Annotated in this window: 21 protein-coding genes; 8 read left to right on the plus strand and 13 right to left on the minus strand. The window is 71.5% G+C overall.

What is annotated here, in order from left to right; all coding sequences use genetic code 11:
* The first annotated feature begins 110 nt into the window (after positions 1–110).
* Positions 111–905 (plus strand): DJ-1/PfpI family protein, encoded by a 795-nt coding sequence (locus ACF062_RS19730; protein WP_392139747.1) that lies wholly within the window; start codon positions 111–113, stop codon positions 903–905.
* Positions 906–971: 66 nt separating this feature from the next.
* On the opposite strand, the gene ACF062_RS19735 is transcribed toward ACF062_RS19730, so the two are convergent.
* Genes ACF062_RS19735 through ACF062_RS19750 form a run of 4 tightly spaced genes read right to left on the minus strand, consistent with a single transcriptional unit; the run spans position 972 to position 3005 of the window.
* Positions 972–1592 (minus strand): L-threonylcarbamoyladenylate synthase, encoded by a 621-nt coding sequence (locus tag ACF062_RS19735; RefSeq protein ID WP_223772714.1) that lies wholly within the window; start codon positions 1590–1592, stop codon positions 972–974.
* 52 nt (positions 1593–1644) lie between these two features.
* Positions 1645–2091 carry a hypothetical protein gene (locus ACF062_RS19740; protein ID WP_392139750.1) on the minus strand — a complete coding sequence of 149 codons (447 nt, stop codon included), beginning with the start codon at positions 2089–2091 and terminating at the stop codon, positions 1645–1647.
* A gap of 54 nt (positions 2092–2145) precedes the next feature.
* The gene (locus ACF062_RS19745) at positions 2146–2568 is read right to left on the minus strand and encodes a hypothetical protein (RefSeq protein WP_392139752.1); all 423 of its coding nucleotides are present in this window, start codon (positions 2566–2568) and stop codon (positions 2146–2148) included.
* 5 nt (positions 2569–2573) lie between these two features.
* Positions 2574–3005 (minus strand): hypothetical protein, encoded by a 432-nt coding sequence (locus tag ACF062_RS19750; protein ID WP_392139754.1) that lies wholly within the window; start codon positions 3003–3005, stop codon positions 2574–2576.
* Between the two features lie 146 nt (positions 3006–3151).
* On the opposite strand from ACF062_RS19750, the gene ACF062_RS19755 reads away from it, so the two are divergent.
* Positions 3152–4402 carry an ATP-binding protein gene (locus tag ACF062_RS19755; protein ID WP_392139756.1) on the plus strand — a complete coding sequence of 417 codons (1251 nt, stop codon included), beginning with the start codon at positions 3152–3154 and terminating at the stop codon, positions 4400–4402.
* A complete protein-coding gene (locus tag ACF062_RS19760; RefSeq protein ID WP_392139758.1) occupies positions 4399–5520 on the plus strand; it encodes a tetratricopeptide repeat protein in 1122 nt (373 codons plus the stop codon). Before ACF062_RS19755 ends, ACF062_RS19760 begins: the two co-directional genes overlap by 4 nt.
* Before the next feature lie 52 nt (positions 5521–5572).
* Here ACF062_RS19760 and ACF062_RS19765 read toward each other — a convergent pair whose 3' ends face one another.
* The 4 genes from ACF062_RS19765 to ACF062_RS19780 form a co-directional block, all read right to left on the minus strand.
* On the minus strand, positions 5573–6424 hold the full coding sequence (locus ACF062_RS19765) for an alpha/beta fold hydrolase (protein WP_392139760.1): 852 nt from the start codon (positions 6422–6424) through the stop codon (positions 5573–5575).
* A gap of 87 nt (positions 6425–6511) precedes the next feature.
* Positions 6512–8338 carry an RICIN domain-containing protein gene (locus ACF062_RS19770; protein ID WP_392139762.1) on the minus strand — a complete coding sequence of 609 codons (1827 nt, stop codon included), beginning with the start codon at positions 8336–8338 and terminating at the stop codon, positions 6512–6514.
* A gap of 80 nt (positions 8339–8418) precedes the next feature.
* On the minus strand, positions 8419–10236 hold the full coding sequence (locus ACF062_RS19775; RefSeq protein ID WP_392139764.1) for an RICIN domain-containing protein: 1818 nt from the start codon (positions 10234–10236) through the stop codon (positions 8419–8421).
* 102 nt (positions 10237–10338) lie between these two features.
* Complete coding sequence (locus ACF062_RS19780) at positions 10339–11145, minus strand: ANTAR domain-containing protein (protein ID WP_392139766.1); 807 nt, start codon at positions 11143–11145, stop codon at positions 10339–10341.
* A gap of 129 nt (positions 11146–11274) precedes the next feature.
* Between ACF062_RS19780 and ACF062_RS19785 the strand changes: the two genes are divergently transcribed.
* On the plus strand, positions 11275–11625 hold the full coding sequence (locus ACF062_RS19785) for a helix-turn-helix transcriptional regulator (RefSeq protein WP_392139768.1): 351 nt from the start codon (positions 11275–11277) through the stop codon (positions 11623–11625).
* A 17-nt stretch (positions 11626–11642) separates the two neighbouring features.
* Positions 11643–12494, plus strand: a complete 852-nt coding sequence (locus ACF062_RS19790; protein WP_392139769.1) for a class I SAM-dependent methyltransferase — start codon at positions 11643–11645, stop codon at positions 12492–12494.
* A 9-nt stretch (positions 12495–12503) separates the two neighbouring features.
* On the opposite strand, the gene ACF062_RS19795 is transcribed toward ACF062_RS19790, so the two are convergent.
* Positions 12504–13850, minus strand: a complete 1347-nt coding sequence (locus ACF062_RS19795) for an erythromycin esterase family protein (protein WP_392139771.1) — start codon at positions 13848–13850, stop codon at positions 12504–12506.
* Positions 13851–14070: 220 nt separating this feature from the next.
* Here ACF062_RS19795 and ACF062_RS19800 point away from each other — a divergent pair, with 220 nt between their 5' ends.
* Entirely contained in the window at positions 14071–15243 is a 1173-nt protein-coding gene (locus tag ACF062_RS19800; protein WP_392139773.1) for a serine hydrolase domain-containing protein, read from the plus strand.
* Between the two features lie 224 nt (positions 15244–15467).
* Here the strand turns inward: ACF062_RS19800 and ACF062_RS19805 are convergent, their stop codons facing one another.
* From ACF062_RS19805 to ACF062_RS19815, 3 genes are all read right to left on the minus strand, one after another.
* Positions 15468–16733 carry a cytochrome P450 gene (locus tag ACF062_RS19805; protein WP_392139775.1) on the minus strand — a complete coding sequence of 422 codons (1266 nt, stop codon included), beginning with the start codon at positions 16731–16733 and terminating at the stop codon, positions 15468–15470.
* Between the two features lie 44 nt (positions 16734–16777).
* Positions 16778–17287, minus strand: a complete 510-nt coding sequence (locus ACF062_RS19810; RefSeq protein ID WP_392139777.1) for a flavin reductase family protein — start codon at positions 17285–17287, stop codon at positions 16778–16780.
* 63 nt (positions 17288–17350) lie between these two features.
* The gene (locus ACF062_RS19815) at positions 17351–18454 is read right to left on the minus strand and encodes a DUF6421 family protein (RefSeq protein ID WP_392139779.1); all 1104 of its coding nucleotides are present in this window, start codon (positions 18452–18454) and stop codon (positions 17351–17353) included.
* A 298-nt stretch (positions 18455–18752) separates the two neighbouring features.
* On the opposite strand from ACF062_RS19815, the gene ACF062_RS19820 reads away from it, so the two are divergent.
* Together ACF062_RS19820 and ACF062_RS19825 are read left to right on the plus strand one after the other, a co-directional pair.
* A complete protein-coding gene (locus tag ACF062_RS19820) occupies positions 18753–18953 on the plus strand; it encodes an MbtH family protein (protein WP_392139781.1) in 201 nt (66 codons plus the stop codon).
* 4 nt (positions 18954–18957) lie between these two features.
* On the plus strand, positions 18958–19752 hold the full coding sequence (locus ACF062_RS19825; RefSeq protein WP_392139783.1) for a thioesterase II family protein: 795 nt from the start codon (positions 18958–18960) through the stop codon (positions 19750–19752).
* Positions 19753–19816: 64 nt separating this feature from the next.
* On the opposite strand, the gene ACF062_RS19830 is transcribed toward ACF062_RS19825, so the two are convergent.
* Positions 19817–24535, minus strand: coding sequence for an amino acid adenylation domain-containing protein (locus ACF062_RS19830; protein WP_392139785.1), 4719 nt, complete (start codon positions 24533–24535; stop codon positions 19817–19819).
* Positions 24536–24546 lie beyond the last annotated feature (11 nt).

Genomic DNA, 24546 nt, shown 5'->3' on the forward strand with positions numbered 1-24546 from the left:
CATGGACACGTGAAACGGCGGCCGACTTCCCGCCCGGCGGGAACTCCACCGCTCCCGCGTACGACTTCTGAGACGTCAACCGTCGGACGATCGAGGGGTGTTGGTGGGACATGAGCACGGATGATGGCAAGCGGACGCCGAGCCGTCGCGGTCTGCTGCGCGGCACGGCCGCGGGCGCGGCGGTCGCGGCCGTCGGGGCGGGGGGCTCGGCGCGGGCCGCTTCAGGGACTGGGCAGGACCGGGCCGCCGCGGCCAGCGGGCAGGTGCGGGTGGCGATACTGCTCTACGACGGCTTCACCGCGCTGGACGCGGTGGGACCCTACGAAATGCTGTGCCGGGTACCGGACACGCGGGTCACGATGGTTGCCCGGGAGGCCGGACCGGTGCGCACGGACACCGGTGAGCTGAGCCTGGTCGCGGAGCGCGCGATGCGGGACGTGCACCGGGCCGAGGTGCTGCTCGTGCCGGGCGGCGGGCAGCGGGGTACCGAGGCGATGATGCGCGACACCGAGGCGCACGACTGGATCCGCCGCATCCACCGCCGCTCGGTCTGGACGACCTCGGTGTGCACGGGCTCGCTGATCATCGGCGCGGCGGGACTGCTGCGCGGCCTGCCCGCGACCACGTACTGGGCCTCCCGCCCGTACCTGAAGGACGTGGGCGCGGTCTACACCCCGGGGCGCTTCGTCGAGACGGGGAAGATCATCACGGCCGCCGGTGTCTCCGCGGGGATGGACATGGGCCTGCACCTGGTGAGCCGCCTCACCGACGAGAAGGTGGCCCGGGCGATGCAGCTCGCGGTGGAGTACGACCCCGACCCGCCGTACGACACCGGGAGCCCGGAGAAGGCCGACGCGGCGACGCGGGCACTCGCCCTGAAGCTGCTCGCCGACGCGGCCCGCTGACGGGCGCACTCCTTGGGCGAGGGGGCGGCCGCTCGGTGGGCGGCCGCCCGGCCCCTCCCGCCGCGGCTAGTCGAAGCGCGTGGTGTCGCCCGCGCCGTGGCGCACGACCTCGGCCTCACCGCTGGAGAAGTCGATGACGGTGGTGGGCTCGGTGCCGCAGTCACCGGAGTCCAGCACGACGTCCACGACGTGGTCGAGGCGCTCCTTGATGTCCCAGCCCTGGGTGAGCGGCTCGTCCTCGTCGGGCAGCAGCAGGGTGCTGGACAGCAGGGGCTCACCGAGTTCGGCGAGCAGGGCCTGGGTCACCGTGTGGTCGGGGATGCGGACTCCGACGGTCTTCTTCTTCTGGTGCAGCAGCTGGCGGGGGACTTCCTTGGTCGCGGGCAGGATGAACGTGTAGCGGCCCGGGGTGGTGGCCTTGATGGCGCGGAACACGTCGTTGTCGAGATGGACGAACTGACCCAGCTGTGCGAAGTTCTGGCACACGAGGGTGAAGTGGTGGCGCTCGTCCAGATTGCGGATCGTACGGATGCGGTTGATGCCGTCGCGGCTGCCGAGCCGGCATCCCAGCGCGTAGCAGGAGTCCGTGGGATACGCGATGAGCGCGTCGGAGCGGATGCTGTCGACCACGCTCGTGATGCTGCGCCGCTGGGGGTTGTCGGGGTGCACGTCGAAGTACTTCGCCATTGGCCGAGTCTAGGTGATCGGCAGGCGCGGGCCGCGGTCCCCGGGCCGGGGATCAGTGCCAGGGACAGCGCGGCAGCCCGGGGAACGGGTCGGTGTTCGTGAGGACGCTGCTCGCGGGCATGTTGCCCCAGGCCTGGATGCCGGGCAGGTTCACCGTCTCGTCGCCCTGCGTGTAGTACCAGATGTTGTTGCCGCCCTTGTGCGCCTCGCCGATCGAGTAGCACACGAACCAGCTCTGGGTCGTCTTGAGGCGCCCGGTCACGGGGGCGTCGAAGGCCGGGCGCCCGTACAGGTCCCCCGGGGCGTTGGCGCAGTACAGGTCGCCGGTGAAGGTGTTCCCGAGTGTGTCCTTGTGGACGACGCCGGGACGCAGGACACAGGTCACCTCCTCGTCGGCGGCCGCAGAGGCCGGGGTGGTGGCGGGCACAGCGGCCGCCGCCGCGAGGACGAGGGCCGAGGCGACGGTGCGTCCACGGCGTATCACCTGGGAAAGGGCCACGAGTTCACTCCTGGGGTTCGATGGGGCAGATCAGCGGATCGGCGGATCAGTGGATCAGCTGGGCAGGCAGGCCGGTACGCCCGGGAACGGGTCGGGCTCGGTCTCGATGCGGAACGCGGGAACGTATCCCCAGCCCTTCCACAGCGGCCAGTTGGTCACCTCGTCGCCCTGCGTGTAGTACCAGATGCGGTTGCCGCCCTGATGCAGGTCGCCGCTCTCCCAGCACACGAACCAGCTCGGTGACGTCTTCAGCTTGGCGATGACCGTCCCGTAGACCTCCGGGGTGGCGAAGACGTCCGCCACCGCGTTCTCGCAGTACAGGTCCTTCGTGTACGTGTGGCCCTTGACGTCGGTGTGCCGCACATTGTCACGGACGTAGCAGACCGGCCCGGCCGCGTCCGCCGCGCTCGCCGTCGCGGGCAGGCACAGCGCCGCCGTCGCCGCGGCCAGCGCCGCCCCTACGAAACGGTTCGTCATCCCCGTCACCCCCACGAACACTTGGGCAGGCCCGGCACCGGGTCCTGCGGTGTCTCCAGCATCACGGCGGGCATGTAGCCCCACCCCTGCGCCGTCGGGCGCGAGACGACCTCGTCGGCCTGGGTGTAGTACCAGATGTTGTTGCCCCCGGCGTGCGGGTCACCGACCTTCCAGCACACGAACCAGCTGCGGGTGGTCACCATCCGGCCGACCACCGGGCTGTCCTTGAACGACTGGAGGCGTACGTCACCGGGCGCGTTGTCGCACAGGATGTCCGCGTCCCACGTCATCCCGGTCCAGTCCGTGTGCGCGCTGCCCTCACGCATGACGCACGCCGTGGCCGCGTCCGCGCCGTGGGCCGGCACGGCCGCCGTGCTCATCAGGCCCGTGGCGGCGACCACCGCCGCGAGCAGCACACCGCCGGTTCTTCGCTTCATCGAAACTCCCCGTCCTCCGGTGAATCCCTTCGTTGGCCGAAGTCTGACGGGGGCCGCTGACGGCGCGCTGACTGATCCGAACGGAGCGGTCGCGCCACCCGGAGCCCGGCTCCGGACCAGGGACCACGGGCAAATAGGGTAGCCGCATGTCCGAGGACTCCCCCCTGATACGAAGCTTGCGCACGGCTGTTGAGGCGGCACCCGCCGACGTACCGCTACGGCTGCATTTGGCCGATTTGCTGCTACAGGCCGGACAGGCGGACGCCGCCGTCGCGGAGGCGGCCGTCGCGCTTCAGCACGCGCCGGGCGACGGCGAGGCCCGGGCACTGATGGCCCGCGCGATGGGCGCTCCCGCCCCTGCCCCCACGCCCTCGGCCGACCCGCCCGCCCCCGACGCCCGCACCGGCTTCGACTGGCGTGCCGCCGCCGACCAGGTGGGCGACGTGCTCCCGCCGCGCTTCGTCGAGGCGCCCCTGACCGCCGACGGCAGCGGCGACCCCGAGGACACCGCCGCCTGGGACGTGGACACCCCCGGCAGGATCCGCCTGGCGGACGTCGGCGGCATGCGGGAGGTCAAGGAGCGCCTGGAGGCGGCGTTCCTCGCCCCCATGCGCAACCCCGAACTGCGCAAGCTGTACGGCAAGAGCCTGCGCGGCGGACTCCTCCTGTACGGGCCGCCCGGCTGCGGCAAGACCTTCATCGCCCGGGCCATCGCCGGTGAACTCGGGGCGGGTTTCCTGTCCGTGTCGGTCAACGACGTCCTCGACATGTGGATCGGCAACTCCGAGCGCAACATGCACGAGATCTTCCGGACCGCCCGCCGCCAGGCACCCTGCGTCGTCTTCCTCGACGAACTCGACGCGCTGGGCGCCAAGCGCAGCCGCACCCAGCACAGCGGGCTGCGCAACACCGTCAACCAGCTCCTGACCGAGCTGGACGGCATCGACTCGGCGGCCAACGAAGGCGTCTTCGTGCTCGCCGCCACCAACGCCCCCTGGGACGTGGACATCGCCCTGCGCCGCCCGGGGCGCCTGGACCGCACTCTGCTCGTCCTGCCGCCCGACGCCCCCGCGCGCGAGAGCATCCTCCGCTACCACCTGAGCGAACGCCCCGTCGAGAACGTCGACTTGGGCAAGCTCGTCAAGGCGACCGACGGCCTGTCCGGCGCCGACCTGGCCCATCTGTGCGAGTCCGCCGCGGAGAGCGCCCTGCTCGACTCGGCGCGCACCGGCACGGTCCGCATGATCGGCATGCGGGACCTGCTCGCCGCCGCACGGCAGACCGTTCCCTCCACGGAGCCGTGGTTCGCCTCCGCGCGGAACGTCGCCATGTACGCCAACGAGGGCGGCACGTACGACGACTTGATCACCTATCTGAAGAAGAAGCGGAAGCTGTGAGCACGCCGACCCCCGTCCTCGACCAGGCCCAGGCCCTGATCGAACTCGAACGCTACGGCCAGGCCCAGACCCTCCTGGCCCGCCACCTCGCCGAGGACCCCGGCGACGTACGCGCCTGGGTCAAGATCGGTTACTGCCACCTCAACACGGAACAGCCCGCGCAGGCGCTTGCGGCGGCCGACGAGGCCCTCCGGCTGGCCCCCGAGGACTACGGCGCGCTCAGGCTGCGCGCCCAGGCGATGGTGCGCGACAACGGCTGGCTCAAGGTCCAGCCCGTCCTGCGCGAGATGATCCGTGTCGCTCCCCACGACTCGTTCGCCCACGCCATGCTCGCCGACGCCGTCTGGCGGGAGGCCCTGGTCCGTCACGCCCGCGAGAGCGGCGCCGGGCAGATCACCCACGAGGCCGCCGACCGGGTCACCCGCGAAGCCGCCGACCTGGCGATGGAGGCGCTGCGGCTGGGGCCCGAGGACGTCTACGCCCACGAGATCGCCCACCGCATCGCGAGCACGGCCGGGAACGGCACGGTCTCCGACATGCTCGACGAGGCCATCCTCCGCATCGACCCGCACCACGCCGAGGCCCTCGCCCGCCGGACCCGGAAGGCGGCACAGGCACCGGGCGTGGGGGCCGCCCGGGCCACCGAGCTGTACGCGGACGCGCTCGCCGCGGAGCCCGGCTCCCCTTCCATGCGCCAGGCACTCGACCACGCCACCTACCGCCTGCTGCGCGGCACGCGATGGCTCGCCGTGCTCTGCGTGGTGCTGGCGGGCGCCATGGTCGACGTCTTCCCCGCCGACGAGCGGACCGCCCCGGAACTGCCCGTCCCCATCGGCCAGCGGCTGTGGTTCCTGTTCATCATGGCCGTGATCTGGGCGTTCGGGGCGTGGCGCCGCTACCGCCGACTGCGGGCGGGCGTCCAGCTCAACGTCCGCTCCCTGGTGCGCCGCGGCCGCTGGGCCCGCGCCGTCCTGGCCCAGGCGGGCTGGGCCATGGTGTGCGCCCTGCTGATCGCCGAGATCCCGTGGACGGACCGGGCCGTGCCGCAGATCATCTTCTGGGCCGGACTCGTGCCCACCGCGGCGACCATCTGGTTCGACAAGAAGAAGGCCCGCTGACCGACAGAGCGGCCAAGGCGGCCAGGACGGCCCGGCCCTGACCCTTCCTCAGTCATCTCGCGAGCTCCGCGAGGAGTTCGGCGGCCGGCCGCGGATGCACGAGCCAGCGCAGATGGCTCCCTTCCAGGGTGCGGACCTCGAAGGGGTTGTCGGGGGTGAGCGCGTCCGCTTCGCGGATCATCCGGTCCTGGATGGCCGGCGGCACGCTGGTGTCGCTCGCCAGGCGCACATACGTCCTCGGGATCCGCCCCCAGGTCGCGGCCCGCGCCCGGTCGGCGGGGGTGCCGACGTCGAGGTTCTCGTCGGGCTGGAAGGTGTTGAGGAGCGCCCGGAACTCCTCGTCGGTGAGGTCGGCGCCGAAGGCCTCCTTGAAGGCGGCGAGCGTCGCCGGGTCGGCGGTGCGGAAGTTGGTGCGCAGCAGACCAAGATCGGCCGGGTTCCCGAGGAGCGCCGCGGCGAGGGCGGCCGGGTCGACGTCCGCCATCTCCGGTTCGGCGTAATAGTCACCGACGGTCAGCTCCACGGGGCACCAGGCGGAGACGTAGACGATGCGGTCGACCAGGTCGGGCCGGGCGTTGCCGACCGCGGTGATCGTCACGCCGCCCCTGCTGTGCCCGACGAGAACGGTCGGCCCGTTCCGCTTGGCCCGCTCCAGGACCTCTATGACGCGGGCGACGTTGTCGGCGAGCGTGACGCGGCTGATGCTCCCCGGTTCCGTGGCGAGCACTTCGGGGTCCTGAGGTGCCTGGTAGGCCACCGGGAAGGTCGCCTCGAACCCGTGCCCCGGCAGGTCGACCGCCAGGGAACGCTGTCCGAGCAGGGCGAGTTCGGCCTGGAGCGGCGCGAACGAGAACGAGTTGGCGAAGGCGCCGTGTACGAACACGAACGTCGGCAGATTCTGCATGTCCGCAGCCTTCCACCGAAATGATCTTCACGACAAGCCCCGGAGCCACGGATGTCCGCCCCGGGGCGCGTCGGCCGACGGGGGGCGTCAGGCGATGCTGCGCCGTACGAACACGTCGTACGCGGCGTTGGTGTCACCGGGGACGAGGTCGGAGGCGTAAGAGGAGAAGACGGTGAGACTGCCGTCGGCGCTGATCGACCCCTCCGACGAGTAGCCGTCGCCGCCCTCGCCGTCGGCGTGGCCGGTACTGACGCGCTGCGTCTTCCCGGTCTCCCGGTCGCGGACGAAGACGTCGCTCACGGCGTTGGCGTCCCGCGCGATGAGGTTGGCGGCGCTGGAGGAGAACGCGATGTACCGGCCGTCGGCGCTGACCGACGCCACGCCCGAATGCCCGTCGCCCTGCGTGCCGTTGTCGGCGACGCTCACCCGCTGCGTCGTCCCTGCCTGACGGTCCCTCACATACACGTCGATGCGCCCGTTGGTGTCGCCGGGCACGAGGCCGACGGCGCTGGAGGAGAAGGCGACATGACGCCCGTCGGCGCTGATCGAGGGCGACATCGAGTCGCGGTCGCCCTGGGCGCCGGTGCCCGTCACGCTGACGCGCTGGGTGGTGCCGGACACCAGATCGCGTACGAAGACGTCCTCGGCCGCGTTGGTGTCGCCGGACACGAGGTTGGACGCGTCGGAGGTGTAGGCCACGTACCGGCCGTCGGCGCTGATGGAGGGCGTCGTCGACTCGGCGTTGCCCTGGGCGCCGCCGCCCGCGACGCTGACGCGCTGTGTGGTCCTGGTCTGCCGGTCGTGGACGAAGACGTCGTCGGCCGCGTTGGTGTCGCCGGACACGAGGTTGGACGCGCCCGAGGTGAAGGCCACGTACCGCCCGTCGGCGCTGACCGAGGGGGAGAACGACCAGTTGTTGCCCTGCGTGCCGTTGCTCGCGACGCTCACGCGCTGCGTGGTGCCGGCGGTGCGGTCGCGCACGAACACGTCCCTCTGGCCGTTGGTGTCACCGCTCACCAGGGCACGCGCGACGGACTCGAAGGCGACGTACCGTCCCTCGCCGCTGATCGACGGCTCGTCGGACCACTCGGCGGGGGCGCTCTCGGCGTCCCCGTCGGTCAGGCTGACGCGTTCGGTGGTGCCCGTCGACCGGTCCCGCACGAACACGTCCGGCGCGAGGTTCTTGTCGCCGGGTACGAGGGAGGGTGCGTCGGAGGTGAAGGCGGCGTACCGCCCGTCCCCGCTCAGGACCGGCGCGCTGTCCATGATCTGCATGGACGTCTGGGCGCCGCCGGAGGTGAGGTTGACCCGCTCGGCCACGGTGGCGGGAGGCAGCACGGGCGGGGCGTCGAGCGGCGTACCGTTCCCCGCCCGGGGCGCCCGCTGGACGAAGCCGCTACCGGACTGCCCGTAGCACTGGGCGAGTTGGAGGGGTACGCCGGACGCGTGGGAGCCCGAGGTGACGTCGAGGCAGAGGGCGGGGGAGGGGGCGGCGGCCTGGATCCCGACGTGCTCGGCCCCGCTGTCGACGAGGCGGAAGTCGGCACCGGCCGCCGCGGTGCAGGCGCCCTGCCGCGTCTGCGTGCCCACGTGGGCGGAGCCGGGGTCGGGAACGGTCAGGCAGTGGTTGCTGCGGGCGTTGACGACGTTGATGGTGCCGCCGCCGGTGGGGGACTCGCGCAGGTACCACTCGGCGCCGGGCTGCCCCGTGCAGTCGGCCTGGACGATCGGTGCGTCGAGGGACTGCGACGAATCCTTGGCCTCCAGGCACTTGCCGCTGTGCACGGCGGTGATGTTCACCGCCGAGGCGGCATGAGCCCGCGGAGCGCTCACACCCACCGCGGCCATCGCCACCACGGCCGTCCATGGGACGACCAGTAACCGCGTCCGACGCGACCACATGAGCTGACGCACGATCAGGCTCCTTATGCCGAAACGATGTGAGCGATGCGACCACTATGGAGTGATGCGACGACTGTGAAGCGATGTGACCGCTATGAAGCGATGCGGCGGACGAAGACGTCGGGGCGGGCGTTGGTGTCCCCGCCGATCAGATTGGCCGCAGCGGAGGCGAAGGCGACGAAGCGCCCGTCACCGCTCACCGACGGCGAGGTGCACAGGCCGTCCGCCTCGATCCCGCTGCCGGAACTGCTGACGCGATGGGTGGCGCCCGTCTCGCGGTCCCGTACGAAGACGTCCGCCACGCCGTTCGTGTCGCGCACGAGCAGATTGGTCGAGCCGGACGAGAAGGCGACATACCGCCCGTCGCCGCTGACCGCCGGATCCGTCGCGTAGGCATTGCCCTGACCGCCACCACCGGAGAGGCTGACGCGTTCGATCGTGCCGGCCCGCCGGTCCCGCAGGAAGACGTCCTCCTTGCCGTTGGTGTCGCCCGCCACCAGGTTCGAGGCGTGGGAGGCGAAGGAGACATGGCGGCCGTCCGAGCTGATCGAGGGGGCGGAGGCGCCGCCGTTGCCCTCGCGCCCGTCGCCGGCGACGCTGACGCGTTCGGTGGCGCCGGACTGCCTGCCCCAGACGAAGACGTCGTGCTGGTTGTTGGTGTCACCGGGTACGAGGTGCGCCGAGTTGGAGAGATAGGCGATGTGCCCGCCGTCCGCACTGATCGACGGCCGGGTCGAGTTGTCGTAGCCGTCGTTCCCCTCGCCCGTCTCGCTGACGCGCTGAGTGGTGCCGGTCTGCCGGTCCCGTACGAAGACGTCCCATTCGTTGTTGACGTCCCCCGGCACCAGGGTGGCGGAGAAGGACTCGAAGGCGACGTGGCGTCCGTCGGCGCTGATGGAGGGGGCGGACGCCCCGTAGTTGCCCTGTGCGCCGCCGCTCGCGACGCTGACCCGCTGGGTCGTGCCGGCCTGGAGGTCGCGTACGAAGACGTCCCCCGAGCTGTTGGTGTCGCCGGGCACGAGGTTGGACGAGCCGGACTCGAAGGCGATGTGGCGTCCGTCGGCGCTGATGGCGGGCTCGGAGGACCCCGAGTTGCCCTGGCCGCCGCTGTCCGTGACGCTGACCCGCTGGGTCGTGCCCGCCTGGAGGTCGCGTACGAACACGTCGCTGTGGCCGTTGGTGTCACCCGGCACCAGGTCGGCCGCGTTGGAGACGAAGGCGATGCGGCGCCCGTCCGCGCTGATGGCCGAAGCGCCGTGGGAGTCCGAGGCGGGCTTCGTCTGGGCGCCGCCCGAGGCGACGCTGACCCGCTCGGGAGCCGCGGTCGGGGTACCCGGCGGCAGCGGATCGAGGGGAGTGTCGTTGCCGTCGCGCGGCGCCCGTTGTGCGAAGCCGGTGCCGGACTGCCCGTCGCAGGTGCCGAGTTGGAGGGGTACGCCGGATGCGTGCGAGCCCGAGGCGACATCGAGGCAGAGGGCCGGGGCGGGCGCGGCGGCCTGGACCCGGATGTACGCGGTGCCGGTGTCCACGAGGCGGAAGTCGGCGCCGGCGGTGACGGAACACGCCCCCTGACGCGTCTGGGTGCCCACACGCGCGGAGGCCGCACCGGGCACGGCCAAGCAGTGGCCGCTGTGCACGTTGACGATGTTGATCGTGTTGCCGCCGCTCGGGGACTCGCGCACGTACCACTCGGCGCCGGGCTGCCCCGTGCAGTCGGCCTGGAGGACCGGCGCGTCGAGGGACTGCGAGGAGTCCTTGGCCTCCAGGCACTTGCCGCTGTGCACGGCGATCACGTTCACCGCCGAGGCGGCATGGGCGGCCGACGCACCAGGGCCGACCGAGGCCGCCGCGACGCCCCCCACCGCGACCAGTGCCGCGCACACCCGGTACCGCCACCGCTGCTGGCCCATGGACCTCGTCCTTCCCGCTGGTGCGCGGCAGCCTGCCGGGCGGCGCTGACATGCCGCTGACACAGGGGTGCGGCGAGACGTCACGGACTGCTCCGCGTGACGTCACGGACCGCCCTGCGAGGGAATGGAGGGTCCCGTCCCGGTGGTGACTCCGCCGTTGGCCGCGCGGGCCGCGTGCGTCTTGTTGACGGCCGCCATGAGCTGCGTGTGGACGCCCTCGGGCAGGCTGCTGCCCTGTGCGGTGCTGACCAGTTCACCCGCCAGGCGGTGCAGCTTGGTGTTGGTGTTCTGCGAGGCGGTGACGAGCACCTCCCAGGCGGCCTCGGGGCTCAGGCTGAAGGAGGACATCAGGATGCCGCGGGCCAGGTCGATGGTGGGCCGGGTCTGCATGGCCCTGCGCAGCTGGGCGACGACGGTCCGCAGGTCCTGGCCGGACTCCTCGTCCTTGTCCGGGTCGTCCGGGGCACGGACCGCTCCCGGCGTGGCGGTCCCGTCCTCCTGGCCCCCGGGCGTGAACAGGTAACGGGTGCCGGTCAGGTCCAGAATCCGGTCGACCGCCGGGCTCCCGGAGGCGATGCGGACGGCCTTGCCCTGATGCAGGGCCCGCCGACGCAGGCCGAGCAGGAGGTTCAGACCGGAGCAGTCGCAGAACCCCACCCCGCTCAGATCGAGGTCGACGAAGCGGGCCGCCCGGCCGAGGGCCTGGTTCAGCCCGGGCCGGAGCCGGCGGCCCGCCTCCAGGTCGAGCTCTCCCCGCAGCGCCAGGGTGATCCGGTCGTCGCCGTCCGGCACCGTCTCGAAGGACGCCGGGGACGGCGTCGGCGGTAGAGGCACCCGTGTGGAGCCGCCCTGGTCATGCTCGGCGCCTTCTCCCATGAGGGGCCGCTCAGGGTGTGCAGGCTCCGGCATGGCTTCTCCCTCTCGTCATCGCCTACCGCCGCTCCAAGGCTGCCCGTCGCGGCGCACACACGTCAACTAATACCTGAAATGTAGTACGTGTTTTTGAAATCGCGTATGCCGAGTCGCTAGAGTTGGGACATGGATGGAGTGCCCGAGCCACACACTGGATGGACGTTTCTCACTAACCACGCACGGGTGCTGGCAGCTATCGCGGACAATCACAACGCCCGTATCCGCGACATTGCCGCACACTGTCGGCTAACGGAGCGCGCGGTGCAGAAGATCATCGCCGACCTGGAGCAGGAAGGTTATCTCTCCCATACGAGGGAGGGACGGACCAATACGTACCGGATCGACCCGGCCAAGGTATTGCGCCACCCGGCCGAGTCCGGGCTGGCCGTGGCCTCCCTGCTCTCGCTGCTGGCCCGTGACGAAGCCGACCGCACCGCGACGTCCGACGCGGACGGCCGGCACCACGCCACGGCCTGACAGGACACGGGGCGGACGTGGTCGTCGGCTGGGAATGGGACGACACGCTGTTCGCGGGCGCCGCCCCGTACTACACACGCGGCAGGCTCCCCTACGCCCCCGGCCTGGCGGAGACGCTCGCCGGAGTTCTCGCGCCCGACGGGCGAGGACGCCTCCTCGACGTGGGCTGCGGGCCGGGGACGCTCACGCTGCTCCTCGCCCCCTTCTTCGGCGAGGTCGTGGGCGTGGACCCGGACCGGGAGATGATCGCCGAAGCCGGGCGGCAGGCCTCCCGGCGGGGAGTGGCCCACAAGGCGCGGTGGGTGCGCGCCCGGGCCGAGGAACTGGCCCCGGACCTCGGGCAGTTCACCGCGGCGGTCTTCGGCCAGTCCTTCCACTGGATGGACCGCGAACGGGTGGCGGCGACCATCAGGGACCTGCTGGGGCCCGGCGGCGCGCTCGTGCACGTCTGCGACCTGAAGACCGAGAGCCGTGGCGTCGACGGCCTCCCCCACCCGGCGGTGCCGTACGAGGCGATTGCTGAACTGGTCAGGCATTACCTCGGACCGGTGAGGCGAGCCGGTCAAGGGGTGTTGACACAGGGCACGCCGGGCGGTGAGAGGGAGATCCTCACCAGGGCGGGCTTCTCCGGCCCGCGGCGTCACGTCGTGCCGGGCGGTCAGGCGCTGGAGCGTACGCAGGACGATGTCGTCGCGTGGGTGTTCTCGATGTCGTTCTCGGCCCCGCACCTCTTCGGCCCGCACCGCGACGCGTTCGAGGCCGCCCTGCGCGAACTGCTGCGGCAGGCCTCACCGCGGGGCCGGTTCTCCGAACGCGGGCCGAGCACCGAAGTCTCCGTCTGGCGGACGGCGCCCGCCTCCCCGCCGTGAGGCCGCCGCTCAGAGCTTCTCGGCCTCGCGCACGCGGTGCAGGTGGACAAGGACGTCGTAGGCCCGGCCGAGGGCGAGCGTGGGCAGCGGATCCGCCTCGAAGACCGAGCCGGCGTCGTAGGTGGGGCGGGCGGTGTCCAGCCAGGCGCGGGCCGCGGGCGGGGCGGTGCGCAGATCGACGTAGTAGTCCCGGTGGCGGACCCGGTCGAGGGTGTGTTCGTTCATGCCCCGCGTGGCGGGCGGCACGGTGGTCTTCGTCCACTCGCCGCCGAGGGAGGTGTCCTTGGTGAGGAAGGAGCCGCCGGCGAAGGTGAAACCGATGGCCAGGTACGCCCGGCCGAGGGCGTCGCGCAGGTAGGACCCCTGCGTCTTGGGGTACATCCGCGGGTGCGTGGAGAGAAAGCCGACGTGGCCGTTGTGCGCGGACAGCAGCACCTTGCCGCCCGTCCGGCGGTGCCACCAGGCGACGTTGTCGGCCATCGCCCGGTCCCGCAGGTGCTCCGCGGCGGTCACCGACGCCGGGTCGGTGACATCCAAGGCGGCGAAGGCGAAGGTCTGCGCGATGTTCCGGGCGTGCTGCACCGCCCACTCGTACGCCTCGCCGTCCGTACCCGTGGCGGCGGTCACCGTCTCCAGCGCCCGCTCGGCCCTGACGGCGTTCTGCCGACGCTCCGCGAGCGGCTTCCCCAGGTACGCGAAGATGTCGTCCAGGGGGCGCAGGCCCGCGTACAGCTCGACCAGCCGCGGCAGCGACCGCGGGTGGGCCTCGCGTACGTAGGAGGTCACTCGCTCGAAGATCCGGTCGCCGAGCCCGGGGGCGCCGATGTCGTCACCCATGAAGCGGACCCTGTGCCGGGGCCGGCGGTGGTTGTGCTCCCGCATCCAGGCGATCAGGCTCACGAACTCCTCCCGCTCCCACGGCGATCCGGCGAGCGTCTCCTCGGCGATCTGCCGGGCCGTGCCCTCGCCGCCCCGGACGTACTCGTCGATCCGGAGACCCGCCGTCCAGCTCATCTCCAGGGCGAAGGTGGTGAAGCCCTTCTCCTCGACGAGGTGGCGGAAGACCCGCTCCTTCATGGCGAAGAACTCATGCGAGCCATGCGTGGCCTCACCGAGCCCGACCACCTCGGCAGCGCCGACCATCCTGCCCAGTGCGCGAAGGTCGGTGGTGCGGCCACCAGGGTCGGTGGCGCGCAGTGGGTGGGCGACCCGCTCAAGTGCCTTTACGACGGAGGGGCGTTGGCCGTCCGTCGGCGTGGCCGCTCCCGCCTTCGGCGCCCACAGGGCCGTCGCGGCTCCCGCCGCCGTGACCATCAACAGCTCCCGTCGGCCGGTCAGTTTCTTCTGCGCCGCCATCGTGATCGCTCCTCCACTCGGTTTCCGGGTCGGTGCAGCGATCATGGTCTGCGGGGGCACGGCGGCGCGCTGCGGTGCGCCTCCGACTTGACCGGGGGATAACCCCCCGCCCGGCCCGGCGGGAGGCCCTCCGCGAACACGAGCACACCCGGGAATGCCTGCTCAGGGACGGCTGTTGTGATGTCTCGACCAACACATGATCAAGGAATGGGGGCAGCGCATGTCAAGCGACGACGGCCGGGTTCAGGGGACTGTGGCGGAAGGGTTCGAGGGCGTTCGGGAGGCGTTCGCCGCGGTGCTCGACGAGGCGAGGGACGCGCCCGAGGCACAACTCGCCGTCGATGTCGACGGCCGCCGGGTGGTCGACCTGTGGGGCGGCCCCGGCACCGCCGCGGACACGCTGACCGGCCTCTACTCCATCACCAAGGGCGCCGCCCACCTCGTGGTCGCGCTCCTGGTGCAGGACGGCGTCCTCGACCTGGACCGCGAAGTGGCCGCCTACTGGCCGGAGTTCGCGGCGCACGGCAAGGACCGGCTGACGCTGCGCGAGCTGCTCGCGCACCGCTCCGGGGTCGTCGGCGTCGACGGCGGGTTCACCACCGAGGAGTTGGCCGACGACCGGCTGATAGCCGCGCGGCTCGCGGGGCAGCGGCCGTTCTGGGAGCCGGGCACCGCGTACGGCTACCACGGCTTCGTGATCGGCGCGCTGACCGGTGAGGTCGTGCGGCGGGTGACCGGCCGCTCCATCCAGGAGATCTACGAGGAGCGGATCAGGGCGCCCTACGGGCTCGACTTCCACCTGGGGCTGCCCGAGTCGCTCGAAGCGCGCCGTGCCGACGTGCTGCCGTTGGTGCCCACCCCGGAGGAGGCCGAACGGCTCGCGGCCGGTGCCGCTGCCCCACAGAGCGTCACAGGCGTCGCCTTCAACCAGAACGCGACGCCGCCGACCGACCTGGTGGCGTTCGCCAACACCCGTGCCGTACGGGCGCTCGGCCCCACCTCGGCCGGCGGGGTCGGCACCGCGCGGGGCGTGGCCGGAATGTACGCGGCGGCGATCAGCGAGGTGGACGGCCGGGCGCCGCTCCTGAAGCCGGAGACGATCACCGAGTTCGCCCGGGTCCAGTACCGCGGAACCGACCGGGTCACCGGCAACGAGGACGTCTTCGGCCTGGGCTTCGAGGAACTGAGCGGCCGCTACCCGTTCCTCGGACCGGACGCCTTCGGCCACAGCGGGGCGACAGGCTCACTCGGCTTCGCGGACCCGGACAGCGGCGTGGCCTACGCGTACACCCGCCGGCGCTTCGGCTTCCCGTCGGGCTACGGGGCGGGCCCCGAGAACCACCGGCTGGCCGAGGCCGCGGTACGGGCGGCCCTCGCACGCCGGGAGCGGTAGGGCCTGTCTGACAATTCCCGCCTGCCTCGCGACGCCATGCACGCACTCTCGCCGCACCGGGCGCAGAGCCAAGTACAGCCAGTACGAGGCCCTACGCCCGGCACGCCGAGAGCACGCACCTGACGCCGCGAGGCCGCCCTCCGGGCGACGACGGGAATTGTCAGACAGGCCCTAGCCCGCGGGGCGAGCGCGGCCGCCGGACCCCGGCGCCGATGACGCGCCCGTCACGGCTGGGCGCCCGCCACCACCAGGCGTTCCAGAGCGGTGATCCCGAAATGGGAGCGCGTCCTCGGCGGCTCCAGGAAGCGGAGTGTCTCCCACTTGTCGCGCAGCCCCTCCAGGGCCACCTGGGCCTCCAGCCGCGCGAGGCCCGCGCCCAGGCAGTAGTGGGCGCCGAAGCCGAAGCCGAGGTGGCGCTTGATCCGGCGGTCGTAGTCGAGATGGTCGGGCCGGTCGAAGACCTCGCCGTCGCGGTTGGCGGTGCCCAGCATGATGAGGACCAGGTCGCCGGCCGCGATCTTCTGGTCGGCGACATCGAACGTCTCCGTCGCGATCCTCGCCACCTGCTGGACCGAGGTGTCGAAGCGCAGCAGCTCCTCCACGGCGGGACCGAGGTCGGCCGTGCGCAGCCGCTCCCAGGAGCCCGTGTGCAGGATCGACCGCACGGCCTTGCCGATGAAGGTGGACGTCGTCTCGAAGCCGGCGTAGATGAGGAACGTCGCTGTGGCCCAGACGTCCTGCAGCTCGATCTCGCCGTCGCGGTGGGCCTGCCGGAGGAGGTACAGCGCCGAGTCCTCGGGCGGTTCGCCTTCGAGGGCCCGGTCGATGAGGGCGGTCATGTCCTGGAGGGCGGTGTGTCCCCTGGTGACCACCTCGGGGAGGTAGTCCGCCACCAGCAGGGCCGCGACGTCCAGGGCCCACGGTTCGAGGTGGGGTGCGACGGTCGCGTCCAGACCGAGGACGCGGCAGATGACCCGGCCCGAGAGAGGGATGGCGAGGCCTTCCATGATCTCCAGGCAATCGCCGCCCCCGGACAGCAGCTCGGCGACCAGTTCCTCGATGAACGGCCGGTGCGCGGCGACGCGTTCGGCGGAGAAGAGCGGGGCCACCAGCTTCCGGGCACGGTGGTGGGCCGGATTGTCGTTGAACATGAACCACTTGCGTACGAGTCCCGAGGTGCGTGCCCCGTCACCGCCCGCGCCGCCCGCCGCCGCGTGGAGAGGGGTGCTCGCCCGTTCCGGCCACGCGGAGGACAGCGCGGGGTGGCGCAGGAGCTCGGTCGCCGCACTGAAGCCGGTGACGAACCACAGTTCGAGATCCTCGTCCCAGCGGACCGGTTCCTCCTCCCGCAACCCCAGATAGTCACGGCACGGGTCGGTCGTCGTCCCGGAACCGCTCTGGTACGGACACCCGGTGGCGGGCGCGGGAGGCCCTGCCGGGTGCCGGTCGTTCGGGGCCGCCGCGCGGCTCACATGACTCGCTTGACTCACTGGGACTACCTCTGCTCGGAGTTCGTGCCGGCGCCGGGGCCGGCTCAGTCGTACGGTTCGAGATGGTGGAACGCGCGGCGGTACCAGGCCAGCGGGCGTGCCGCCGTGCGGAGCCGGGTGTCCGTCAGCTCGCCGATCAGCAGGTCGTGGTCGCCCACCGCGACGACTTCCTGCCGGGTGCACCGGTAGAGGGCGCTCGCGTCGGTGACCACGGGGAGCTCCGTGCCGGGGAGGGTGGAGACCTCGCCGCCCGCGAAGCGGTCGATGTCCCTGGTGGAGAAGCGCGTGGCGAGATGGCGCTGGTGGTCGCCGAGAACGTTGATCACGAACTCCGGGGCCCGGGACAGGGCTCCGTGGCAACTGGCCGATCTGGCCACGGAGACCGAGACGAGCGGCGGATCGAGCGAGACCCCCGTGACGGTGCTCGTCGTGAGGCCCCAGTCCTGTCCGTCGTGGCGCGTGGTGACGACACAGACCGGCACCGCGAGCAGCGACATGGCCTCCCGGTAGTCCTGTGCGCTCACCGGTGTGCGTCGCTGTGCGGGCACCGTCACGAAACAGCCTCCGACTCGGTCGCGTGGGGGTCCGGGGTGGGCGCGGGGGGCCCGCCCAGCCGGTCAGACACCGAGCCGCTGCTTGATCTCGGCGAAGTACGGGATGTGCTGGTAGTCGCGCACCTCGTGGTCGAAGACCGTGTAGGCGTTGGTGAATTCGAGCAGCTGCTTCTTGACCGCGTCCACCGGTTCCGTGCGGATGTGGCTCTCGATGGCCTGGATCTCGCCGAGGAAGGCCGCGAGGACGACGGGCAGGTCGGCGGAGAGCCTGATCCGCCCGCCGTCGAGGCGGATCCCCTTGTGCTCCGTGAGGTAGTTGAAGAGCAGCTGGGAGGCCACCGCGTCGTAGTTGGGGCGGGGGATTCCCTCCACGGCGTAGCGCAGCAGCCGCTCGGCGAGGATGAACTCGTAGGCCGTCATGGCCTCGTCCCGCGGCAGATTGTCGTCATGGATGCAGGCCAGCATTCCGGATACATCGACCCGCAGCTCCTCCAGGCCCGCCAGCGGCTTCATCTTCTTCGAGGAGAGGAAATCGGGGATGGGCATGTCGCCCTGCTGGTGGTGGTATTCATGCAGCCTGACCCACCATGAGGCGGCCTGCTCGACCTTCTTGTCCGACGCGCCCTGGATTCTCGGGAAACTGCCCGGTTCCATGACTGCGTCAATCATTTTCCGGGTTATTCGATTGTGCCGCTCGACGAATTTGTCAACGAAATAGAAGATGAGATCATCGGGCTTCTGGATGCCGTCGATATGGTTCTCCGGGAAGAGCGCCACCACGACCCGCGAGTGGAATCCCTTGGTGGCGCCGATGATGTTCACCGGCATGGTGTTGCTCGCGTACCTGTCGGCGAGATACGGGTCCGTGGGAAGCGTCTCGTAGGTGAGGTAGTCCAGGCTCAGCTTCGGGAAGTACGAGGCGTCGAAGAGCGAGAATATGTGGTTGTCCCTGCGGGTGTTGATGTGCTCCTTGACGGCTTCCAGGCGGTTGCCCTCCTTGAAGGAGCGCATGTCCTCCAGGAGTGCCTGAACGGCCGGCAGGCCCCGCATCGAGCCGCTGCTCCCAAGCTTCTTGGAGAGATGCGCGAGCGTCGCTCCATCCCGGAACAGGGCCCGCTCCGGAAGGGTTTGCCGGATCTCGTGGACCTCCGCGAATACCTCGTCCATTTCGTCCATCCCTTCACGCGTGAAGTGTGCGGCGCACGGAATCCGTACTTGAATGAGGTATTCCGCTTCGCCGCCGATCTGGCCCGTCGCGACATGGGTCGCAACGGGGGTGGAACAGCGGTGCAAGTCTAAAGATTCGACTGCGCGTTCTCAATGAATCCAGGCCCCGGGATTTCGATGGCCGACCCATGCTTCCCGCTGTCCGCGGAGCCTTGCCGTCCGAGGGTCGCGCTGTTAGCTTCTAGGTCAAGATCGGCTGTCCGCGACGGCTGCATTCATGCGTCATCTGGAGGTTCGTATGAGCGAGCAAGGTCTTTTTTCCGTGGTCCTCAACGAAGAGGAGCAGTACTCGATCTGGCCGCAGGGCAAGGATATACCGGACGGCTGGCGTGCGGACGGGATAACCGGCACCAAGGAAGAGTGCCTCCGTCATATCGACGAGGTGTGGACCGATATGCGGCCGCTGAGCCTTCGCCGCGAGATGGAGACGCAGAGCTAGCGATATGACCGGCACCGCGAAAGACAGGAAAGGCAAGAAGGACAAGTGGCTCGCCTACCGGCGGCCCGGGGACGAGACGGCCACCCGGCTGTTCTTCCTCCCCTACGCCGGCAAGGGAGCCTCCGGTTACCGGGAGCTCGCGGACAGCTTCGGCCCCGAGGTCGAACCCGTCCTGGTGCAGACCCCGGGACGGGAGGGCCGGCTCGCCGAGCCGGCCGTGCCCGACATCGACGAACTGGTGGGGCAGTTGGCCACAGCGCTGCGGGACCACCTGGACGTGCCGTTCGCCTTCTTCGGGCACAGCATGGGATCGCTGATCGCTTTCGAGTTGGCGGCCCACCTGGAGCGGACCGAGCCGGGACTTCCCGGCCCGGTCGGCCTGTTCGTCTCGGCCGAGAGTGCCCCGCATCTGCTTGTCCCTCCCGAGGTGACCGATGAGCAGCTCACCGACGAGCAGTTCCTCGCCGATCCGACACGAGTGCGGGACAACAGCCCGCTCAAGTCCGACCCGCTGTTCCTGGAGTTGATGCTGCCGAGCTACCGGGCGGACTGCCGGCTCGTCGAGCGCTACGCGGCCAGGGACACCTACTCCTCGGTGCGTTGCCCGATCTCCGCGTTCACCGGCGAGTACGACGAGGTCGTACCGCCGGAGTCCGTGGCCGCCTGGAAGCAGCACACCGAGGACCGGTTCCGGCTCCGAATGCTGCCCAGCGGCGAGGAGGCGTTCTTCGAGCCGGAGTCCTTCCCGCTGATCACGGCGGCGGTCGAGAGCGACCTGCGGGCCGCCCGGCAGTCCTGACACCTCCACCGGGGCCGGTGGGGGAGGCGAGCCGCCTCTCCCACCGGCTTCGGCCTTGCCGGGGCTAGCCGAGGAGATCACCGACCTTGCGGTCCCCGCCCGCCGTCATCCGCTCCAGCACCTCGGACAGTTCGGCCGCCAGCTCCCGCACCACCGGCTCCTCGGCCCTGGCCTCGTCATAGATCATGGCGAGCCGCAGCGGCCTGACGTCCACCGAGACGATCAGCGCGGCGCCGACCCGGGAGAAGCCCGCCGTATCCACCACCCTGAGCCCGCCCGCCGGCACGTCCTGGAAGTTGTGCGGGTAGTTGTGGATGATCAGCAGCGTGTCCCACAGGGCCCCGGCCGTCCCCGCCCGTTCCTGGAGGACCCCGAAGTCGGCCGTGGACAGCTCCTTCAGCCGGGCACCGCGCTGATGAAGCCCCTTCAACCAGTCGGCCACCGTCTCCCCGGCGTCGATCCGCAGGCCGGACGGCAGCGTGTTGATCATCAGGCCCAGCATCCGCTCCACGTCATGGACCTCCGCCTCACGGGCGGAGAAGACCAGGCCGTACCGGACGTCGGACGTGCCCGTGCGCCGGGCGAGCACGACCGCCCAGGCCGCCTCGATCAACGTACTGAGCGTCAGCCCGTGCTCCCGCACGAAAGCCTCCGTCGCCTGGGGGAGCGGGAAGCGGAGCTCCCCGTAGGGCAGGGGCGAGGGCTCCACTTCGGCAGAGAAGACCGTCCGCGGGGAGAGGCCACGCAGATGCTCCTCCCAGAACCGCTCCGCCGACGCCCGCTGCCGCGCGCCGAGCCACTCCACGTAGCTGCTGAAGCACTCGCGCGGCTCCGCCGCCGGCTCGGGGCCGCCGGCCCGCACCGCCGCGTGCAGCTCCAGCAGTTCGTCGTAGAGCTGGGCGAAGCTCCAGCCGTCGAGCAGCACGTTGTGCCGGGTCCACACCATGGCCCAGCGGCGCTCCCCGAGCCGCAGCAGGACCATGCGGCTCAGCTGTGTGGCCCCCGCCGGGAAGCCGGTGCGCCACTCCTCCTCCAACAGCTCGCGCCGCCTGCTCTCCTGCTCCTCGGGCGGGTACGCGCTCCAGTCCTCGTGGCGGAAGGACGGCTCGGTGGGCGGATGCACCGTCTGCTCGCTCAGCTCCGGCCGCTCGTGCAGCGCGACCGAGGTGCGCAACACAGGATTGCGCTCGACCAGGCGGCGGAAAGCGGTCCGCATCGCCTCCGGATCGATCTCGCCCTCGAGCAGCAGCTCGGCGGGCACGATGTACATCCCCCGGCCGGGAGCCGCCGCGGCCTCCCGCAGCATCTCCCGCTGGAGCGGTGTCAGCGGGAAGCGGGTGCGGCTCCCGGCGGGCACCTGGACCGCGCCGCTCCCGGCCCGCTCGCCGCCGTCGCCCTTCGTGCCGCCCTCGTCCTTCTCGGCGGCCGCGGCGAGCGCGGCGAGGGTCGGGTGCCTGAAGAGCACGGGAACCGTCACCTCGAAGCCCGCTTTGCGCGCCCTTGCGACCATCTGGATGCCCAGGATGGAATCGCCGCCCAGCTGGAAGAAGTCGTCCTCCCGGCCGATCCGGTCGACCTCAAGCACCTCGGCCCACAGAGCCGCGAGCATCAACTCGCGCGCCCCGAGCGGCGGCGTGCCACCGGTGGCCTCGACGGCGACGGGCTCCGGCCGCCCGGGAGCGGGCAGCGCACCGCGGTCCAGCTTTCCGCTGGCGAGCGTCGGCAGCCCGTCGGGCAGTTCCACGAACACCGCGGGCAGGGCGAACTCGGGCAGCCGCGCGGCGAGATGATCCCGCAGCTCCTGCTCGCCCCCCGCCGGGGTCCCGCAGTGGTAGGCGACGAGCCGGAGCCCACCGCTGCCCTCCGCCGCCACGACCGCCGCCTCACGGACCGCGGGGTGGGCGAGCAGAGCGGCCTCCGCCTCGCCCGGCTCCACCCGCACGCCACGGATCTTGACCTGCCGGTCGACGCGGTCCACGTACTCCAGCGCCCCGTCGGCACGCCAGCGCGCCCGGTCCCCGGTGCGGTAGAGCCGCCCGCCGGACGGGCCGAACGGGTCGGGGACGAACCGCTCGGCGGTCGTACCGGGCCGCCCGCGGTAGCCGCGGGCCAGCTGCACGCCGCCGAGATACAACTCGCCCGGGACGCCGATCGGCTGCGGGCGCATGCGCTCGTCCAGCACATAGCAGACCGTATTGGCCACGGGCCCGCCGATGGCCACCGAGGCGGGCCGCTCCGGCACCGCCCAGCAGGTGACGTCCACGGCGGCCTCCGTCGGACCGTACGCGTTGAACAGACGCGCGCCCGGCAGCGCTTCCCGCGCCCTGGCCGCCAGCGCCGGGTCCAACGGCTCCCCACCGCTGAACAGCACCCGCAGCCCCGTGCACCGCGCGACTTCCGGCTCCTCGACGAAGTGCCTCAGCAGCGACGGGACGAAGTGCGCCACGGTGACCCCGTGCTCGACGATGAGCCGGGTCAACTCGCTGAAGTCACGGTGGCCTTCTGAGCTGGGCAGCACCACCGTCGCACCCATGTGCAGCGGGCCGAAGAGCTCCCACACCGCGTAGTCGAAGGTGGGGACGGCGTTGTGGAGCACCACGTCCCGGGCGCCGAGCCCGCAGTCCTCGCGCATCCAGCGCAGGCGGTTGACGACGGCGCGGTGCGAGACCATGACGCCCTTGGGAGTGCCGGTGGAGCCCGAGGTGTAGAGCACGTAGGCGAGATTGCCGGGCCCGGGCCGGCCCTCCGTTGAGGCGGGCGCCCCGGCCGGCCGCTCGTCGAGGCGGCGGACGCCCGAGGTGTCCACCAGCAACTCGGCGCCCGCGTCGGACACCATGAGCTCCCGGCGCGCGGCGGGCCAGTCGGGGCCGAGCGGCAGGTACGCGCCGCCCGCCTTCAGCACGGCGAGCAGCGTGACCAGCAGCCGCACCGAACGCTCCAGGCAGACCGCGACCACCGTCTCGGGCCCGGTGCCCAGCTCGCGCAGCCGGGCCGCCAGTTCCTCGGCCTCCGCGTTCAGCTCGGCATAGCTGAGCCCGCGTTCCGCGCTGATCACGGCGGTGCGGTCCGGGGCCGCCCGCGCCTGCTCCTCGAACAGTTCGTGGACGCAGCGGTCGGGGCCGAGGTCCGCCGAGGTGTCGTTCCACTCGTGCAGCACCTGCCGCAGCTCCGCCGCGGGGACCGTTTCCAGCGCGGACAGCGGCCGGTCGGGGGCGGCCGTCACGGCCTCGAGCAGCGCGCCGAACCGGTCGGCGAAGCGGCGTACCGTCGTCTCGTCGAAAAGTGCCGTGGCGTACTCGACGTCGACGAGCAACTCCTGCGGCGCCTCCCAGACGTACAGGCTGAAGTCGTACGTCGCGTGCGGACGCGGCACCGGGAAGAAGACGGCCGAGACCTCGCCCAGGTCGGCGCTGATGGCGGGCGGGGTCGGCTGGGAGACCAGGGTGGTCGAGAACAGCGGCGGCCGCGATCCGTCCCGCTCCAGCTCCAGTTCGGCCAGCACGCGGCCGAACGGCACGTCGCTGTGGGCCATCGCGCCGAACCCGGCCTGCCGGGTCCGGTCGAGCAGCTCACGGAAGGTCGGATCGCCGCCGAGATCGCCGCGGAAGGCGACCATGTTGACCAGCGCGCCCACCATCCGCTCCAGGCCGGGCCGCGACCGCGAGGTCACCGGGGCCCCGACCACCACGTCCTCGCTGCCCGCCCAACGGCCAAGCAGCACCTGGAACGCCGCGAGCAGCACCATGAAGCGCGTCGCCCGCTGCTCGCGCGCCAGCGCGTCGAGGCCGTCCCTGACCGTGCCCGGCACGGCGAAGCGGAACCTGCGCCCCGCCGTGTCGCGCACCTCGGGGCGGGGCCGGTCAAGCGGCAGCTCCAGCTCGGCTGCGTCCGTCAACCGCTCTCGCCAGTAGAGAAGTTGCGCCTCCAGATCCTTGGACTGCTGCTGAAGGGTGTACTGCGCGTACGAGGGGGCGGGCCCGGGCAGCTCGCGGCCCGCGTAGAGAGCGGCCAGCTCCGCGCACAGCACCTCCATCGTCGGCCCGTCGGCGACGATGTGGTGGGAGTACAGCAGGAAGACGTGGTCGGTGGGGGAGAGCCGCACGAGATGCGGCCGCAGCAGCGGGCCCGCGCCCAGGTCGAAGGGCTCGGCCAGCCGGTCGAGGGCGTACGCGCGTGCCTCGTCCTCGCTCTTGGCGTCCCGCCGCACCAGCGTCAGCCGGGGCGCGGCGTCGGCCGGCCGGATCTCCTGCACCGGCCGCCCGTCCGGGCCGGCCGGGAAGCGGGTGCGCAGCGCCTCATGGCGCACCACGAGCGCGTCGACGGCCGACTGCAACCGCTCGGGGTCCAGCGGGCCGCTCAGACGCAGCGAGAGCAGTTCGATGTACGCGAGGTTGCCGGGGGCGACCTGCTCGGCGACCCACTGGGCCTCCTGCTCGGGAGAGAGCGGCAGTTCGTCCGGCACCGGCACCGGCTCCGCACGGCCGGTGGCCGCGGCGGGCTCCGGGGGCGGGGGCAGCTTCCGCACGGCCTCGACCAGGGCCTCGGTGAACTCCTCCAGCTCGGGGTGGAAGAAGAGCAGCGTGAGCGGCAGCCCGTCGCCGAACTGACCGCGCAGCGACGCCATCAGGCGGGCCCCGCCGATCGAGTCGCCGCCCAGCTCGAAGAAGTCCGCGTCGGCGTCGAGGTCCGTCCTGCCGAGCGCGGCCTCCCAGGCGCCGACGGCGGCGGCCCGGATGTCATCGGTGCGTCGGACGAGGTCCGCGGGTGTGGTCTGCGTGTCCATGGTCTCTCTCC

Origin of the sequence: Streptomyces sp. NPDC015345, assembly GCF_043078805.1 — a bacterium.
Taxonomy (GTDB): Bacteria; Actinomycetota; Actinomycetes; order Streptomycetales; family Streptomycetaceae; genus Streptomyces.

Bases quoted from the DNA above. Each gene is read 5' to 3' on its own strand.
- ACF062_RS19775 (WP_392139764.1), bottom strand. From the start codon at position 10,236: ATGGGCCAGCAGCGGTGGCGGTACCGGGTGTGCGCGGCACTGGTCGCG.
- ACF062_RS19815 (WP_392139779.1), bottom strand. From the start codon at position 18,454: ATGGACGAGGTATTCGCGGAGGTCCACGAGATCCGGCAAACCCTTCCG.
- ACF062_RS19765 (WP_392139760.1), bottom strand. From the start codon at position 6,424: ATGCAGAATCTGCCGACGTTCGTGTTCGTACACGGCGCCTTCGCCAAC.
- ACF062_RS19745 (WP_392139752.1), bottom strand. From the start codon at position 2,568: ATGACGAACCGTTTCGTAGGGGCGGCGCTGGCCGCGGCGACGGCGGCG.
- ACF062_RS19830 (WP_392139785.1), bottom strand. From the start codon at position 24,535: ATGGACACGCAGACCACACCCGCGGACCTCGTCCGACGCACCGATGAC.
- ACF062_RS19735 (WP_223772714.1), bottom strand. From the start codon at position 1,592: ATGGCGAAGTACTTCGACGTGCACCCCGACAACCCCCAGCGGCGCAGC.
- ACF062_RS19750 (WP_392139754.1), bottom strand. From the start codon at position 3,005: ATGAAGCGAAGAACCGGCGGTGTGCTGCTCGCGGCGGTGGTCGCCGCC.
- ACF062_RS19780 (WP_392139766.1), bottom strand. From the start codon at position 11,145: ATGCCGGAGCCTGCACACCCTGAGCGGCCCCTCATGGGAGAAGGCGCC.
- ACF062_RS19755 (WP_392139756.1), top strand. From the start codon at position 3,152: ATGTCCGAGGACTCCCCCCTGATACGAAGCTTGCGCACGGCTGTTGAG.
- ACF062_RS19795 (WP_392139771.1), bottom strand. From the start codon at position 13,850: ATGGCGGCGCAGAAGAAACTGACCGGCCGACGGGAGCTGTTGATGGTC.
- ACF062_RS19785 (WP_392139768.1), top strand. From the start codon at position 11,275: ATGGATGGAGTGCCCGAGCCACACACTGGATGGACGTTTCTCACTAAC.
- ACF062_RS19800 (WP_392139773.1), top strand. From the start codon at position 14,071: ATGTCAAGCGACGACGGCCGGGTTCAGGGGACTGTGGCGGAAGGGTTC.
- ACF062_RS19825 (WP_392139783.1), top strand. From the start codon at position 18,958: ATGACCGGCACCGCGAAAGACAGGAAAGGCAAGAAGGACAAGTGGCTC.
- ACF062_RS19820 (WP_392139781.1), top strand. From the start codon at position 18,753: ATGAGCGAGCAAGGTCTTTTTTCCGTGGTCCTCAACGAAGAGGAGCAG.
- ACF062_RS19730 (WP_392139747.1), top strand. From the start codon at position 111: ATGAGCACGGATGATGGCAAGCGGACGCCGAGCCGTCGCGGTCTGCTG.